The following is a 16,768-nucleotide window of genomic DNA, read 5'->3' as shown; positions in this document are numbered from 1 at the left end:
GGTTTATGAAAACAACAGCTCTGCGTCTTTACGGTAAACGTGACCTGCGTCTGGAAACCTTTGACCTTCCTGAAATGCAGGAGGATGAAATTCTGGCGACAGTAGTCACCGACAGCCTGTGTCTTTCTTCCTGGAAAGAGGCCAACCTGGGTGAAAACCATAAAAAAGTGCCCGGCGATGTGGCGACCAACCCGATCATCATCGGCCACGAGTTTTGCGGCGATATTCTGGCCGTCGGTAAAAAGTGGCAGCACAAATTCCAGCCAGGCCAGCGCTATGTGATTCAGGCCAACCTGCAACTGCCGGATCGCCCGGACTGCCCCGGTTACTCCTTCCCGTGGGTGGGCGGCGAAGCAACGCATGTGGTTATTCCCAACGAGGTCATGGAGCAGGATTGTCTGTTGGCATACGAAGGCGAGACCTACTTTGAAGGCTCGCTGGTTGAACCGCTCTCCTGCGTGATTGGCGCGTTCAACGCTAACTATCATCTGCAGGAAGGCACCTATAACCACAAGATGGGGATTCGCCCGCAGGGACGGACGCTGATCCTTGGCGGCACTGGCCCGATGGGGCTGCTGGCGATTGATTATGCGCTGCATGGGCCGGTTAACCCGTCGCTGTTAATTGTCACTGATACCAATAACGACAAGCTGAGCTATGCGCGGAAACACTATCCGTCAGAGCCGCAAACGCTGATTCATTATCTCAATGCCACCGATGCAGCATTTGATACGTTAATGGCGCTGAGTGGCGGTCACGGCTTCGATGATATTTTCGTCTTTGTGCCTAATGAAGGACTGGTGACTCTCGCCTCTTCCTTGCTAGCGACAGATGGTTGCCTGAACTTCTTCGCCGGGCCGCAGGATAAACACTTCAGCGCGCCGATTAATTTCTACGATGTGCATTATGCATTTACCCATTACGTGGGCACGTCAGGCGGCAATACCGATGACATGCGCGCGGCGGTCAAACTGATCGAAGAGAAAAAAGTGCAGGCCGCAAAAGTGGTTACACATATTCTTGGGCTGAATGCTGCGGGCGAAACCACGCTGGAATTGCCCGCCGTCGGCGGCGGGAAAAAGCTGGTGTATACCGGGAAATATCTGCTGCTGACGTCACTCACGCAGATTCAGGATGAAGGCCTGGCGGCGATTCTAGCGCGTCATCAGGGAATCTGGTCCGGTGAAGCGGAGCAATACCTGCTCGCTCATGCAGAGGCGATTACTCATGATTAATCGCGATACTCAACTCTGCATGTCGCTTGCCGGTCGCCCCGGCAACTTCGGCACGCGTTTTCACAATTATCTTTATGAAAAGCTGGGGCTGAATTTCATCTATAAAGCGTTCACTACCCAGGATATTGCAGCGGCGGTGAACGGCGTCCGCGCGTTGGGGATTCGCGGCTGCGCCGTGTCGATGCCGTTTAAAGAAAGCTGTATGCCCTTTCTCGATGCTATCGATCCGTCGGCAAAAGTCATTGATTCAGTGAATACTATTGTAAATGACGAGGGCAAGCTGACCGGATTTAACACCGACTATATCGCGGTGAAAAATCTGATAGCCCACCACCAGTTTAATACCACCGCACGCGTGATGATTCGCGGCAGCGGCGGAATGGGCAAAGCGGTGATTGCCGCCTTTCGCGACGCGGGTTTTACGGATGTCGCCATCGCCGCCCGCAACCGCGAGAGCGGCTCGACGCTGGCGAAGCAGTATGGGTTTCAGTGGCAACCGCTGCCGGAAGGTATCGCCTTCGACATTCTGGTCAACGTGACGCCCCTTGGCATGACGGGCAGTAAAGAGAGTCATGAGCTGGCCTTCAGCGAAGCGATGGTCTCAACGGCAAGCGTCGTTTTTGATGTCGTAGCCTTGCCGCCGGAAACGCCGCTCATTCGCCTGGCGCAACGGCTTGATAAGCAGACGATCAGCGGCGCGGAGGTGATAGCCTTACAGGCCGTCGAGCAATTCGCGATGTATACCGGCGTGCGACCCGATGCGCAGCTGATTGCTGAAGCGGCACAATTTGCACGAGAAGGATAAGAAACATCAGCGCCTTAAAGGGCGCTCAGATTACTGGCAAAGTGCGCGTTGTTTATGCCGGATGCGGCGTGAACGCCTTATTCGGCCTACAAAATATTGAAAATTCAATATTTTGTAATTATCTGGTAGGCCTGATACGCGTAGCGCATCAGGCCATCTTACGCTGTCATCAATCTCAACGCCTTGTTTGCCAACCGTCCCCAGAATGCCTGGTGCAATACACGACATCGTGAGCCATGTCAGTAAGTGGTGAAATTCGCGGTGGTAGCATGGCTCCCGTGATTTCTTACTAACCGGAGAAGTAATGGAACTGCTTTTATTGAGTAACTCGACGCTGCCGGGAAAAGCCTGGCTGGAACATGCGCTGCCGCTGATTGCTGAACAGTTGCAGGGTCGCCGTTCAGCGGTGTTTATTCCTTTCGCTGGCGTAACGCAAACCTGGGATGATTACACCGCCAAAACGGCTGCGGTTCTCGCTCCGCTGGGTGTTTCTGTCACCGGTATTCATAGTGTTGCCGATCCTGTTGCCGCGATTGAAAATGCGGAAATCGTGATTGTCGGCGGTGGCAACACTTTCCAGTTACTGAAGGAATGTCGTGTGCGCGGTCTGCTGGCACCAATTGTTGACGTGGTGAAACGCGGCGCGCTGTATATTGGCTGGAGCGCAGGCGCTAACCTCGCTTGCCCAACTATCCGCACCACCAACGATATGCCGATTGTCGATCCGCAAGGTTTCGATGCGCTAAATCTGTTCCCGCTGCAAATCAACCCGCACTTCACCAACGCGCTGCCGGAAGGCCACAAAGGTGAAACACGCGAGCAGCGTATTCGCGAACTGCTGGTGGTTGCGCCAGAGTTGACGATTATTGGTCTGCCGGAAGGTAACTGGATCACGGTGAGTAAAGGTCACGCTACGCTGGGCGGCCCGAATACCACCTATGTGTTTAAAGCGGGTGAGGAAGCAGTACCGCTGGAAGCCGGGCACCGTTTTTAAGTAAATTGCCGGATGCATTATCCGGCATCTTGTACACAATGCCTGATGCGACGCTTGACGCGTCTTATCAGGCCTACAGGGTTCCTGTATTAATACTCGTCCCGCCCCTCATCTTCATCTGGTTGTTCCAGCACGCTGTAAGCCACCGAACAAAACAGCGAGTTCAGACGCTGCATATCTCCCAGTAAGCCTAAATGTAACGAACTGGTTTCAATACTCTGCACGTTTTGCTGATGCAAGCGATCGACGTGAGCGTGGGAATAACGGCGATTAAGAATGCGAAAACGATGCTTACTGCGGCGTAAACGACGGGCGCTGGTGACATCGCCAGAGAAGAAAACCGACATAGCCAGCTTTAAATTGCTGAGCAATTGCTCATAGAGCGCATCCAGTTCCTTCAACCCATCAATCGAAAATGCCCGCCGCGCTGCCAGCGATTTGTCAGCAATTTCGCTGCCCATACGCTCGACAATATCGGAAGCCTGTTCCAGATTGAGCGCCATTTCAATGATTTCCGCCCAGCGACGAGACTCTTCCTCCGCCAGTTCCTCTTTTGGCATCCGTGCCAGGTAAAGTTTAATCGCGGTATACAACACGTTGATATCATCCGCCAGCTTGCGCAGCTCTTTCTCTTCACGAGGTGCGCCGTGCATCACTTTATTCAGCCCTTCCATCATCTGTTCCATTGCGTCACCGATGCGCAATGTTTCGCGCGCCGCATTGGCCAGGGCGAGCGTTGGCGTATCCAGCGCGCTAACGTCCAGATGTTTCGGTTTCAGATGGGCATCCAGTTCGGGCTCATCGCGAATAATCGTTTTGCAAAACCGCGCCATCGGGTCAACAAATGGCAGCATTACCAGACAGCGCACAAGGTTGTAGAAGACGTGGAAATAGATAACCAGTTCCGCTTTTGGTAAAGGCAGTTTATCCATGGATTCAGCCAGAACATGGACAAACGGCAGGATAATCAGGCTTCCCACCAGCTTAAACAGCAGGCTACCCAGCGCCACACGACGAGCAGCGGCATTGGCGGCACTGTTGTTGAGCATCGCCAGCAGGCCGGAGCCGAGGTTAGCGCCGATGACCAGGCAGAGCGCCACCGGGAAGGAGATAATGCCTGCGGCGGTCAGGGTGGCGGTCAGCAGTACGGCGGCAAGACTGGAGTAACTGATAATGGCGAACATCGCGCCAATCAGCGCATCCAGTAAAATATCGCCAGTCAGCGAGGCAAAGATCACCTGAACGCCGTTAGCCTGGGTGATCGGCGTTACTGCCTGCACAATCAACTCCAGTGCCAGCAAAATCAGCCCAAGACCGATACCGACGCGCCCCAGTTGCCCGGCGCGCGACTGTTTGCGTCCGAGGAAAAAAATCACGCCGATAAAAATAAGTAACGGTGACAGCCAGGATAAATCGAAGGTAAGAATACGCGCCATTAGCGCCGTCCCGACATCGGCCCCCAGCACAATGACCAACGCGGGTGCAAGGGCAACCAGATCCTGAGCGACAAACGACGTCACCAGCATGGTGGTGGCATTACTGCTCTGTACCAGTGCGGTAACGCCTATCCCCGCGCAAAAGGCGAGCGGCTTCTTTTCGACGCTCCGGCTGAGGACGGTACGCAGGCGCGCACCGAAGACGCGCATTACGCCGGTACGAACAATATGTGTCCCCCAGACCAGCAGGGCGACGGCAGAAAGCAGGTGAAGCAGTGTTAACACGAGTTCAGGTTCTCCTTATCGTTATATGCTCCTGAAACAGATACCGAAGGGGGCGAGCTGCGCTTTTCCGGTTCGATATAAGACCAGTATAAGTGTTTCATATTAATAAAGAGACAGGGCACTCATTGAGCGCCCTGTTTGTTGTAAGGAAAAGTGACAGATTTGTGAATCAGTCCGCGTCATACCCCAGATTCGGCGCCAGCCAGCGTTCAACATCAGCAACGCTCATGCCTTTACGGCGGGCATAGTCTTCCACCTGGTCGCGCTGAATTTGCGCCACGGCGTAATACTTGCTGTCCGGGTGGCTGAAATACCAACCCGAAACCGAAGCACCAGGCCACATCGCGAAAGATTCCGTGAGTTTCATGCCGGTGTGTTTTTCCACTTCCAGCAGCTCCCAGATGGTGGCTTTTTCCGTGTGTTCCGGGCAGGCTGGGTAGCCTGGTGCCGGGCGGATTCCCTGATAGTTTTCGCGGATCAGCTCTTCATTGCTGAGGTTCTCGTTCGGCGCATACCCCCAGTAAACTTTACGTACCCGCTCATGGAGATACTCCGCAAAGGCTTCAGCCAGACGGTCGGCAAGGGCTTTCACCATGATTTTGTTGTAATCATCGTGCTGCGCTTCGAACGCTTCTGCCAACGCGTCCTCTTCCAGCCCGCCAGTCACGGCAAATGCGCCAATGTAATCCGCTTTACCAGAAATCTTTGGTGCCACGAAATCCGCAAGGCAGTAGTTGGCGAAGCCGGTTTTTTCCGTCTGTTGGCGTAGATGGTGGCTGACGTTGATCACATGGGTGCGTGTTTCGTCGCGGTAGATTTCAATGTCGTCGCCCACACGGTTTGCCGGGAACAGACCAACCACGCCGCGTGGATTCAGCGTTTTTTCGGCGCTTAATTTATCCAGCATGTCATTGGCGTCTTTAAACAGGCGTTTCGCCTCAACGCCTACCACTTCATCTTCCAGAATGCGCGGATACTTCCCGGCCAGCGACCAGGTCATAAAGAACGGCGTCCAGTCGATGTAATTACGCAGCGTTTCGATGCTGGCTTCGACTTCCTGCACGCCGAGACGGTGTGCCACCGGCGGCGTGTAAGCCTGCCAGTCAAAAGCGAAATCGTTATCACGCGCCGCTTCCAGCGTGACTGGTGGCGTGCGCGGTTTCTTGCGCCCGTGCTGAATACGCACGGTTTCGTACTCTTTGCGGGTACGAGCGACAAAGTCATCACGCTGAGTATCGGAAAGCAGCGCCGCCACGACGCCAACGGTGCGTGAAGCGTTCTGCACATACACCGTCGGGCCGCTGTAGTTCTGCTCGATTTTCACCGCCGTGTGCGCTTTTGAGGTCGTCGCACCGCCAATCAATAGTGGAATAGTAAAGCCCTGACGCTCCATCTCTTTCGCCACGTTAACCATTTCGTCCAGCGACGGCGTGATCAGCCCCGAAAGGCCAATCAAATCGGCATTCACTTCTTTGGCAGTGCGGAGAATTTTTTCCGCAGGCACCATCACGCCGAGATCGACAATTTCGTAGTTATTACATTGCAGCACCACGCCAACGATATTTTTACCGATATCGTGGACGTCGCCCTTCACGGTGGCGATCACCATCTTGCCGTTGGTTTTGCCCTGCTCTTTGCTGGCTTCAATAAACGGTTCGAGATACGCCACCGCCTGCTTCATTACGCGCGCCGATTTGACCACCTGCGGCAGGAACATTTTTCCTTCGCCGAACAGATCGCCGACCACGTTCATGCCGTCCATCAACGGGCCCTCAATCACTTCAATCGGGCGCGTAGCCTGCTGGCGGGCTTCTTCGGTATCCTGCTCGATAAACTCGGTAATGCCTTTTACCAGCGAGTATTCCAGACGTTTATTCACTTCCCACGAGCGCCACTCCGCCTGCTGGGCGTTAGCGGTGTCGTCGGTTTTGCTGCCGCGATATTTCTCGGCAAGCTCCAGTAAACGCTCAGTGCCATCGTCGCGTCGGTTGAGGATCACATCCTCCACCGCGTCGCGCAGCTCGGCGGGTAGATCGTCGTAAATTGCCAGTTGCCCGGCGTTGACGATCCCCATATCCATACCGTTACGGATGGCGTAGTAGAGAAACACTGCGTGAATAGCTTCGCGTACCGGATCGTTACCACGGAACGAGAAGGAAACGTTGGAAACGCCGCCGGAAATCAGCGCGTGCGGCAGTTCGCGTTTGATGTCTTCACACGCGCCGATAAAATCCTGCGCGTAGTTGTTATGCTCTTCAATGCCAGTTGCGACCGCGAAGATGTTCGGGTCAAAGATGATATCTTCCGGCGGAAAGCCAACCTCTTCGGTGAGGATTTTGTACGCCCGACGGCAAATCTCGATTTTCCGCGCGCGGGTATCGGCCTGTCCCTGTTCGTCAAAGGCCATCACCACCACTGCTGCACCGTAACGACGCAACAGTTTCGCGTGATGGATAAAGGCGTCAACGCCCTCTTTCATTGAGATTGAGTTAACAATGCCTTTGCCCTGAATACACTTCAGACCTTTTTCAATGACCTCCCATTTTGAGGAGTCGATCATAATCGGCACGCGGGCAATATCTGGTTCACCCGCAATCAGGCTGAGGAAACGCACCATCGCCGCTTCGGCGTCGAGCATCCCTTCATCCATATTGATATCGATAATCTGTGCGCCGTTTTCCACCTGCTGACGCGCCACGTCCAGCGCCTCGCTGTATTTCTCTTCTTTGATCAGGCGTTTGAACTTAGCGGAACCGGTGACGTTGGTGCGTTCACCCACGTTCACAAACAGGCTATCGTCGCCAATGTTCAGCGGCTCCAGGCCTGATAAACGGCAGGCTACGGGGATCTCCAGCAATTTGCGCGGCGCTAATCCTTCTACTGCACGGCTCATCGCCGCAATATGTTGAGGAGTAGTGCCGCAGCAACCGCCGACGATATTCAGGAAGCCCGCTTGCGCCCATTCGCGAATCTGCTTTGCCATCGTGTCAGCGTCGAGATCGTATTCACCAAAGGCGTTAGGCAGCCCGGCGTTCGGGTGCGCAGTGACGTAACATTCTGCTATACGCGACAGCTCCTGAACGTACTGGCGCAGTTCGTCTGGCCCCAGTGCACAGTTGAGGCCGAAAGTCAGGGCTTCGGCATGGCGCAGAGAGTTGTAAAACGCTTCAGTGGTTTGCCCGGAGAGCGTGCGCCCGGAGGCGTCGGTAATGGTGCCGGAGATCATAATCGGCAGTTCAACGCCCAGGGCTTCAAACTCCGTTTTCACCGCAAATACCGCCGCTTTGGCGTTGAGGGTGTCGAAGACGGTTTCAATCAGAATCAGGTCTACACCGCCTTCCACCAGTGCTTTGGTGGATTCGCGATAGGCTGCCACCAGCTGATCAAAGGAGATGTTACGGAATGCCGGATCGTTTACGTCCGGAGAAATAGATGCTGTGCGGTTGGTTGGGCCGAGAACGCCGGCAACATAGCGCGGTTTATCCGGCGTGCGGGCGCTCCACTCGTCGGCACAGGCACGCGCCAGTTTCGCCGCAGCAAAGTTGATCTCTGCCGACAGGGATTCCATCTGGTAATCCGCCATCGCAATGGTCGTGGAGTTGAAGGTGTTGGTTTCGATGATATCCGCGCCTGCTTCAAAGTAAGCGTTGTGGATAGCGGCGATCACGTCCGGTTTACTGAGCACCAGCAGGTCGTTGTTGCCTTTGAGATCGCATGGCCAGTCGGCAAAGCGTTCACCACGAAAATCGGCTTCGTTCAGTCGATAGCTCTGGATCATGGTGCCCATACCGCCGTCCAGCACCAGAATACGTTCATTTAACTGCGCACGCAGTTGTTCCACTTTGCTGCTCACACTTGCTCCCGACACGCTCAACCCAGATTTAATAAAAATTCAACAAACCATACTGGCATAAACGCATCTGCGGTAAAAGCGACCACCACACAACATGAGATTTGTTCAACATTAACTCATCGGATCAGTTCAGTAACTATTGCATTAGCCAACAATAAAAATGAAAATGATTTCCACGATACAGAAAAAGGAGGCTGTCATGGTCGCACCCATTCCCGCAAAACGCGGCAGAAAACCCGCCGTTGCCACCACACCTGCGACTGGACAGGTTCAGTCTTTAACGCGTGGGCTGAAATTACTGGAGTGGATTGCCGAATCCAATGGCAGCGTGGCGTTAACCGAACTGGCGCAACAAGCCGGATTACCCAACTCTACTACCCATCGATTGCTCACAACCATGCAGCAACAAGGCTTTGTCCGTCAGGTTGGCGAACTGGGTCACTGGGCGATAGGCGCACATGCTTTTATGGTCGGCAGCAGCTTTCTCCAGAGCCGTAATTTGTTAGCCATTGTCCATCCTATTCTGCGTAATCTGATGGAAGAGTCTGGCGAAACGGTCAATATGGCGGTGCTCGATCAAAGCGATCACGAAGCGATTATTATCGACCAGGTACAGTGTACGCATCTGATGCGTATGTCCGCCCCTATCGGCGGTAAATTACCGATGCACGCTTCCGGTGCCGGTAAAGCCTTTTTAGCCCAACTGAGCGAAGACCAGGTGACGAAGCTGCTGCATCGCAAAGGTTTACATGCCTATACCCACGCAACGCTGGTTTCTCCTGTGCATTTAAAAGAAGATCTCGCGCAAACGCGCAAACGAGGTTATTCGTTTGATGATGAGGAACATGCGCTGGGACTGCGTTGTCTCGCGGCGTGTATTTTCGATGAGCACCGCGAACCGTTTGCCGCAATTTCGATTTCCGGGCCGATTTCACGTATTACCGATGACCGCGTAACCGAGTTCGGCGCGATGGTGATTAAAGCGGCGAAGGAAGTGACGCTGGCATATGGTGGAATGCGGTAACTTTTCGCCTCCAATTTATACAAACCGCACGCTAAACCGCTGCCTGCGCCGATAAGCATAGACATCTTCTACATGCCCCTCACGGATACGTTTTTGTAAGGCGCGCCAATAATCGGCGCGGAACAAGTCAGCGTGCATATCTTCAAACAGCGAGCCAATGCGCGGATCGGCACATAACCAGTGACGGAACTCTTCCGGGAAAACATCGCCTGGCGAGACGCTGTACCACGGTTCGCTGGCGAGTTCGTCTTCCGGGTAGCGCGGCGGCGGGATGTCACGGAAATTAACTTCCGTCATGTAGCAAATTTCGTCGTAATCATAAAACACCACGCGACCGTGACGAGTGACGCCAAAGTTTTTAAATAGCATGTCGCCTGGGAAGATATTGGCGGCGGCAAGCTGGCGAATGGCGTTGCCATACTCTTCAATAGCGTCGCGCAGTTGCTGCCCTTCAACTTGCTCAAGCCAGATATTGAGCGGCACCATCCGCCGTTCGATATAGAGATGGCGAATCACAATTTGTTCTCCAAGATCGGTGATTTTTTCCGGCGCTTCCTGGAGCAGTAATTCCATTAATGCCGGGGAAATATGCCGCTTCTCTAGTACAAAGTTTTCAAATTCCTGGGTATCCGCCATTCGGCCAACACGATCGTGTTCCTTAACCAGTTGATAGCAGGCGCGGACGTGAGCAGCAGACATCTCTTTCTGCGGCGCGAATTTATCTTTGATCACTTTGAATACCCGATCAAAACCCGGTAGCGTGAACACCAGCATCACCATTCCACGAATGCCCGGCGCTTCAATAAACTGTTCATTACAGCCCTGTAGATAAACGAGATATTCGCGGTAACTTTCGGTTTTGGCGTGTTTCTGGCAGCCGATAGCCATATACAGTTCTGCGGTGGTTTTTCCCGGCAGAATTTCCCGTAACCATTCGACCAGCGCAGCAGGCAGCGGCGCGTAAACCATAAAATAGGATCGCGCGAAGCCAAAGACGATGCTCGCTTCGGCGGTCGTCGTCAGGCAGGTATCAATAAACAACTCGCCGTCGTCCGTCTGGTGGATCGGCAGCAAAAATGGCAACGTGCCGGAAGGCGTGATCAGTTTGCCCACCAGCCAGGCGGCTTTATTGCGATAAAACAGTTCGTTCGCCACCTGTAGATGGCTTTCGGCGAGGTTGTCTGTCCCCAGCGTTTCCGTCAGATGGCGAATGATGTAATGAATGTCACGGCTTTTATTTTGCCAGCGCAGACGCAACGGCAGGTCGCTGATAACGCGCATCAGCAAAGATTCCCAGCCGTGATCGGGGTAGAAATCTTTCGCCAGTGGGCGTGGAATGGTACGAAAGCGGCGCTCTGGCTGGGAGCTAAAGATAAAAAGCCGCTCGGGAGTAAGCGAGCGGTGGTCAAATAACCGACAGTACACGGAGTTAAAAAAGCTCTCCGCAATCTCGAAGCGCGGGTAATCCGGCAACAGCCGGGTGTAATGCTCTTTGACGTGTAGTAAAAATGCCGCGTCCGTGCTTTGCCCGTTGGTGATACAGCGCAATTGCTCCACCACCAGACCAACGTGATGATCATAAAGATGGATACGGTTTTTCATCGCCTGCTGGACAGCGTGCCAGTCGGCTTGTTCGAAACGCTGCTGCGCCCCGGAAGTCACTTCGAGGAATCGACCATACTGGGCGTCAAAACCTTGCAAAATCGTTTGTGCAATCAGTAATTCCAGGCCACGCGGCATCGCCTCTCCTTAATTCGCCCCTCGCCTTACGGAAAGGGGCGTTGGTTATTAGAACTGCGATTCTTCGGTGGAGCCAGTCAGCGCGGTAACTGACGACGTGCCGCCCTGAATAATGGTCGTCACTTTATCGAAGTAACCCGTACCCACTTCCTGCTGGTGAGAAACGAAGGTATAGCCATCTTTCGCGGCAGCAAATTCCGGCTGCTGCACTTTCTCAACATAGTGCTTCATACCTTCACCCTGCGCATAGGCGTTTGCCAGGTCGAACATGTTGAACCACATGCTGTGGATACCGGCCAGGGTGATGAACTGGAATTTGTAGCCCATATCCGACAACTGCTGCTGGAAGCTGGCAATAGTTTTGTCGTCGAGGTTTTTCTGCCAGTTGAACGACGGCGAACAGTTATAAGCCAGCAGCTTGCCCGGATATTTCGCGTGGATAGCTTCCGCAAAGCGACGCGCCAGTTCCAGGTCTGGCGTGGAAGTTTCACACCAAACCAGGTCGGCATACGGCGCATACGCCAGACCACGGCTGATCGCTTGCTCAATGCCAGCATGAGTACGGAAGAAGCCTTCACTGGTACGCTCGCCGGTAATAAATTCGCTGTCATACGGGTCGCAATCGGAGGTGATCAGATCCGCCGCATCGGCATCGGTACGAGCAACCAGCAGGGTTGGTACTCCCGTAACATCGGCAGCCAGGCGCGCAGCGACCAGTTTCTGGATCGCTTCCTGAGTCGGCACCAGCACTTTGCCGCCCATATGACCACATTTTTTCACTGAAGCGAGCTGATCTTCGAAGTGAACTGCCGCTGCACCGGCTTCAATCATCGCTTTCATCAGTTCAAAGGCATTAAGTACACCGCCAAAACCGGCTTCCGCATCGGCAACGATCGGCAGGAAGTAATCGACATAGCGCGGATCGCCCGGCTCAATGCCAGCAGACCACTGGATCTGATCCGCACGACGGAAGGTGTTGTTGATCCGCTCCACCACTGCAGGCACCGAGTTTGCCGGGTAGAGCGACTGGTCCGGATACATGCTGGCCGCCAGGTTAGCGTCCGCCGCTACCTGCCAGCCAGACAGGTAAACCGCTTCGATACCCGCTTTCGCCTGTTGCAGCGCCTGACCGCCAGTCAGTGCACCGAGGCTGTTGATGTAGCCTTTTTTCGACTCGCCGTGCAGCAGACGCCACATTTTCGCCGCACCCAGTTGCGCCAGCGTACATTCCGGATTGACCGAACCGCGTAATTTCACCACATCTTCCGCGCTGTACGGACGGGTAATGCCTTCCCAACGCGGTTGAGTCCACTCTTTCTGTAATTCTTCAATTTGTTGTGTACGGGTTTTCATGTGCAGATGCTCCATAGTTATGTGGTGGTTTACGCTAACAGGCGGTAGCCTGGCAGGGTCAGGAAATCAATTAACTCATCAGAAGTGGTGATCTGTTCCATCAGGCGTGCGGCGTCGTCAAAACGCCCCTGGGAGAAACGCTCTTCGCCCAGTTCGCTGGCAATGACCTTCATCTCTTCCCCCAGCATCTGGCGGAACAGGGCTTTGGTCACCGGTTTGCCATTACTCAAGGTTTTTTGATGATGGATCCACTGCCAGATGGAAGTACGGGAGATTTCAGCCGTCGCCGCATCTTCCATCAGGCCATAAATCGGCACACAACCGTTGCCGGAGATCCATGCCTCGATGTACTGGACGGCTACGCGAATATTGGCGCGCATACCTTCTTCGGTGCGTTCACCGTCACAAGGTGCCAGCAGTTGATCGGCGGTAATCGGCGCGTCTTTTTCGCGCATCACCTCAAGCTGATTTTTGCGGGAGCCGAGGATGTCGTTGAAAACCGCCATTGCGGTATCAGCAAGGCCTGGATGGGCGATCCATGTGCCATCGTGACCGTTATTCGCTTCCAGCGATTTATCCGCTTTCACTTTGTTGAGCACCTGGTTATTGCGCTCTTCATCTTTGCTCGGAATAAACGCCGCCATGCCGCCCATCGCAAATGCGCCGCGTTTATGGCAGGTTTTGATTAACAGGCGTGAGTAGGCATTAAGGAACGGTTTATCCATCGTCACAGCCTGTCTGTCTGGCAGGACACGATCGGAATAGTTTTTCAACGTTTTGATATAGCTGAAGATGTAATCCCAGCGACCGCAATTCAGACCCACAATATGGTCGCGCAACGCATAGAGAATTTCGTCCATCTGGAACACGGCAGGCAGCGTTTCGATCAGCAACGTCGCCTTGATAGTGCCGCGCGGCAGATTAAAGCGATCTTCGGCATAGCTAAAGACTTCGCTCCACCAGGCCGCTTCCTGCCAGGACTGGGTTTTCGGCAGATAGAAATAGGGACCGCTGCCTTTTGCTAATAGCGCCTGGTAGTTGTGGAAGAAATAGAGGGCAAAATCAAACAGGCTGCCTGGGATCGCTTCGCCGCGCCAGGTGACATGTTTTTCCGGCAAGTGCAGACCGCGTACCCGACAAATTAAAACAGCCGGATTGGGTTTGAGTTGATAAATTTTGCCGGATTCGTTGGTGTAACTGATGGTGCCGTTAACCGCATCACGCAGGTTAATTTGCCCGTCGATCACTTTGTTCCAGTCCGGAGCCAGTGAATCTTCGAAATCGGCCATAAAGACTTTCACATTGGCGTTGAGCGCGTTGATCACCATCTTGCGCTCTACCGGGCCAGTTATCTCTACCCGACGATCTTCTAAGTCCGCAGGAATCCCGCGAATTTTCCAGCCAGCATCACGAATGGAAGCTGTTTCCGAAATAAAATCAGGCAACGTTCCGTTATCAATATCTTGCTGCTGCTGAATGCGCGCTGCCAGAAGTTTATTGCGTTGTGGCGTAAAATGCGTCACCAGCTCAGTCAGAAATTCTACCGCTTCGGCAGTAAGAATTTGCTTCTCCTGCTCGCCATACGGCCTTGTGAAAGCCAGTTCATCGGTTGTTGTTGCCTGTTCAGTCATCGTGCAGCTCCTCGTCATGGATCCGAAAACTTCCCCACTGTGAACGAAGGATCGTTGTGCGCTTTTCGTTCAGCACAACTAAGACTACTCATTTAAAATGCAAAATCAAAAACAATTTCCATTTTTAATTTAAATTGCATTTAACTTACTGATAACAATAAGAATAAAATTTATTCACCTGTTGCGGTGTGTTTCGGAAATAAAAAAGGCACCCGAAGGTGCCTGAGGTAAGGTGCTGAATCGCTTAACGATCGAGCTCAGCAGAAGATTAATCCAGCGTAGGATTCATATGGCGTAGATCGTATGGCGTGATCTGGTAAACGTAATAGTTGAGCCAGTTGGTAAACAGCAAATTGCCGTGGCTACGCCAGCTCGCTCGCGGTTTGTTTTGCGGGTCGTTGTGCGGGAAATAGTTATACGGAACATCCGGATTTAGCCCGGCTTCCACATCGCGGAAATATTCCTGTGCCAGCGTTTGCGCATCGTATTCCGGATGCCCCGTTACAAAGGCAATGCGCTTATCTTTGCTGGCAAACAGATATGCGTCCCCTTCTTCTGTCTCCGCCAGAATTTCCAGATCGGTGTAATCACGAATCAACGCTGCCGGAAAGTCTGCATAACGCGAATGTGGCGCCAGAAATGAATCATCAAAGCCACGCGTCAGAAGCGCATGGGGATGGAGAATATGATGCTCGTAAACGCCAGAGAGTTTGTCGGTGCGGGTTTGCTTAGGAATGCCGTAGAGGATATTGAGCGCGGCCTGAACCGCCCAACAGACAAACAGCGTTGAGGTGACGTGATCTTTCGACCACTCCAGCACCTGTTTGATCTGCGGCCAGTAAGCGACGTCATTAAACTCCACCAGACCCAGTGGCGCGCCAGTTACAATCAGACCGTCAAAGTTTTGTTCCTGAATATCTTCAAAGTTGCAGTAAAAATTATTCAGATGCTCTGCGGGCGTGTTGCGCGATTCACGGGAATCGATGCGCAACAGCTGAATATCGACCTGCAAAGGTGAGTTTGAAAGCAGGCGTAAAAACTGATTTTCAGTTTCGATCTTCTTCGGCATCAGGTTAAGGATAAGCACCTTTAGCGGACGAATTTCCTGACCAGACGCGCGAGAAGTTGTCATCACAAAGACATTTTCTTCACGCAAGAAATTGACGGCGGGCAGCTCGTCCGGCACACGAATCGGCATAACCTGATTACCTCTTTACATACGCTTATACGTTTAGACATCCAGATAGCTGAAGATAACCAGAAAATTCGTCAATGTCGAGCCTGCATGTCGAAGGTGAGAAAGTTTCAAGGAAAAGATTGCGTTAGGATATAAGCACCAATAAAAGGAGAGAAAATGGTTATTAGTATTCGCCGCTCACGGCATGAGGAAGGGGAAGAGCTGGTTGCAATTTGGTGTCGTTCTGTCGATGCCACCCATGATTTTTTATCAGCAGAGTATCGGGCTGAACTGGAAGAACTGGTACGTTCGTTTCTGCCGGAAGCGCCATTGTGGGTCGCGGTTAATGAGCGGGATCGGCCGGTTGGGTTTATGTTGCTAAGCGGACAGCATATGGATGCGCTGTTTATCGATCCTGATGTGCGTGGCGCTGGCGTGGGTCGAATGCTGGTGAAACATGCGCTCTCAAGGGCACCAGAACTGACAACCAACGTTAATGAGCAAAATACGCAGGCGGTTGGGTTCTATAAGAAGATGGGGTTTAAGGTTACAGGACGTTCGGAAGTCGACGATCTGGGGAAACCGTATCCGTTGCTGAATCTGGCGTATGTGGGGGAATAAGCTGCCCCCTACCGTGCCTGCGTAGACCGGACAAGACGCGCCAGCGTCGCATCCGGCATTTTTTTTGCACCAACGCAAAAAGGCCATCCTTACGGATGGCCTTCTGCTTTATCTGATGCCTGGCAGTTTATGGCGGGCGTCCTGCCCGCCACCCTCCGGGCCGTTGCTTCGCAACGTTCAAATCCGCTCCCGGCGGATTTGTCCTGCTCAGGAGAGCGTTCACCGACAAACAACAAATAAAACAAAAGGCCCAGTCTTCCGACTGAGCCTTTTGTTTTATTTGATGCCTGGCAGTTCCCTACTCTCGCATGGGGAGACCCCACACTACCATCGGCGCTACGGCGTTTCACTTCTGAGTTCGGCATGGGGTCAGGTGGGACCACCGCGCTACGGCCGCCAGGCAAATTCTGTTTATCAACACGTCCTGTTCTGACCTGTCGATTTAATCTGTATCAGGCTGAAAATCTTCTCTCATCCGCCAAAACACCTTCGGCGTTGTAAGGTTAAGCCTCACGGTTCATTAGTACCGGTTAGCTCAACGCATCGCTGCGCTTACACACCCGGCCTATCAACGTCGTCGTCTTCAACGTTCCTTCAGGACTCTCAAGGAGTCA

General features: G+C 53.2%; 11 protein-coding genes and 2 rRNA genes. 5 read left to right on the top strand and 8 right to left on the bottom strand.

Annotated elements, in window-relative coordinates; all coding sequences use genetic code 11:
• The first annotated feature begins 5 nt into the window (after positions 1-5).
• The 3 genes from sorE to pepE all read left to right on the top strand — a co-directional run bounded on the left by sorE (position 6) and on the right by pepE (position 3,034).
• Complete coding sequence (sorE, locus tag A7Z06_RS00065; protein WP_000858581.1) at positions 6-1,235, top strand: L-sorbose 1-phosphate reductase; 1,230 nt, start codon at positions 6-8, stop codon at positions 1,233-1,235.
• Positions 1,228-2,040: a shikimate 5-dehydrogenase gene (locus A7Z06_RS00060; protein ID WP_000610345.1), complete on the top strand. Its 813-nt coding sequence runs from the start codon at positions 1,228-1,230 to the stop codon at positions 2,038-2,040. Before sorE ends, A7Z06_RS00060 begins: the two co-directional genes overlap by 8 nt.
• Positions 2,041-2,344: 304 nt before the next feature.
• The gene (gene pepE / locus A7Z06_RS00055; RefSeq protein ID WP_000421753.1) at positions 2,345-3,034 is read left to right on the top strand and encodes a dipeptidase PepE; all 690 of its coding nucleotides are present in this window, start codon (positions 2,345-2,347) and stop codon (positions 3,032-3,034) included.
• An 89-nt stretch (positions 3,035-3,123) separates the two neighbouring features.
• On the opposite strand, the gene A7Z06_RS00050 is transcribed toward pepE, so the two are convergent.
• Together A7Z06_RS00050 and metH are read right to left on the bottom strand one after the other, a co-directional pair.
• Positions 3,124-4,755, bottom strand: a complete 1,632-nt coding sequence (locus A7Z06_RS00050; RefSeq protein ID WP_000956836.1) for a Na/Pi cotransporter family protein — start codon at positions 4,753-4,755, stop codon at positions 3,124-3,126.
• Between the two features lie 169 nt (positions 4,756-4,924).
• On the bottom strand, positions 4,925-8,608 hold the full coding sequence (gene metH / locus A7Z06_RS00045) for a methionine synthase (RefSeq protein WP_000095987.1): 3,684 nt from the start codon (positions 8,606-8,608) through the stop codon (positions 4,925-4,927).
• Positions 8,609-8,807: 199 nt separating this feature from the next.
• On the opposite strand from metH, the gene iclR reads away from it, so the two are divergent.
• Positions 8,808-9,632, top strand: a complete 825-nt coding sequence (gene iclR, locus A7Z06_RS00040) for a glyoxylate bypass operon transcriptional repressor IclR (protein WP_000226416.1) — start codon at positions 8,808-8,810, stop codon at positions 9,630-9,632.
• A gap of 15 nt (positions 9,633-9,647) precedes the next feature.
• Here iclR and aceK read toward each other — a convergent pair whose 3' ends face one another.
• From aceK to metA, 4 genes are all read right to left on the bottom strand, one after another.
• On the bottom strand, positions 9,648-11,372 hold the full coding sequence (aceK, locus tag A7Z06_RS00035; RefSeq protein WP_001137207.1) for a bifunctional isocitrate dehydrogenase kinase/phosphatase: 1,725 nt from the start codon (positions 11,370-11,372) through the stop codon (positions 9,648-9,650).
• 48 nt (positions 11,373-11,420) lie between these two features.
• Entirely contained in the window at positions 11,421-12,725 is a 1,305-nt protein-coding gene (gene aceA, locus A7Z06_RS00030) for an isocitrate lyase (protein WP_000857853.1), read from the bottom strand.
• Positions 12,726-12,754: 29 nt separating this feature from the next.
• Positions 12,755-14,356 (bottom strand): malate synthase A, encoded by a 1,602-nt coding sequence (gene aceB / locus A7Z06_RS00025; RefSeq protein WP_105279296.1) that lies wholly within the window; start codon positions 14,354-14,356, stop codon positions 12,755-12,757.
• Between the two features lie 268 nt (positions 14,357-14,624).
• Positions 14,625-15,554: a homoserine O-acetyltransferase MetA gene (gene metA / locus A7Z06_RS00020; RefSeq protein ID WP_001122790.1), complete on the bottom strand. Its 930-nt coding sequence runs from the start codon at positions 15,552-15,554 to the stop codon at positions 14,625-14,627.
• A gap of 156 nt (positions 15,555-15,710) precedes the next feature.
• Between metA and A7Z06_RS00015 the strand changes: the two genes are divergently transcribed.
• On the top strand, positions 15,711-16,154 hold the full coding sequence (locus A7Z06_RS00015; protein WP_000236982.1) for an acetyltransferase: 444 nt from the start codon (positions 15,711-15,713) through the stop codon (positions 16,152-16,154).
• 285 nt (positions 16,155-16,439) lie between these two features.
• Here the strand turns inward: A7Z06_RS00015 and rrf are convergent.
• Positions 16,440-16,555: ribosomal RNA gene (gene rrf, locus A7Z06_RS00010) — 5S ribosomal RNA — on the bottom strand.
• A gap of 98 nt (positions 16,556-16,653) precedes the next feature.
• Positions 16,654-16,768: ribosomal RNA gene (locus A7Z06_RS00005) — 23S ribosomal RNA — on the bottom strand; the annotation flags it as partial.

Source organism: Escherichia sp. MOD1-EC6819 (assembly GCF_002965765.1).
Classification (GTDB): Bacteria; Pseudomonadota; Gammaproteobacteria; order Enterobacterales; family Enterobacteriaceae; genus Escherichia; species Escherichia ruysiae.
The sequence above is the reverse complement of the archived record's forward strand: the minus strand, read 5'-3'. Positions and strand labels throughout refer to the sequence as shown.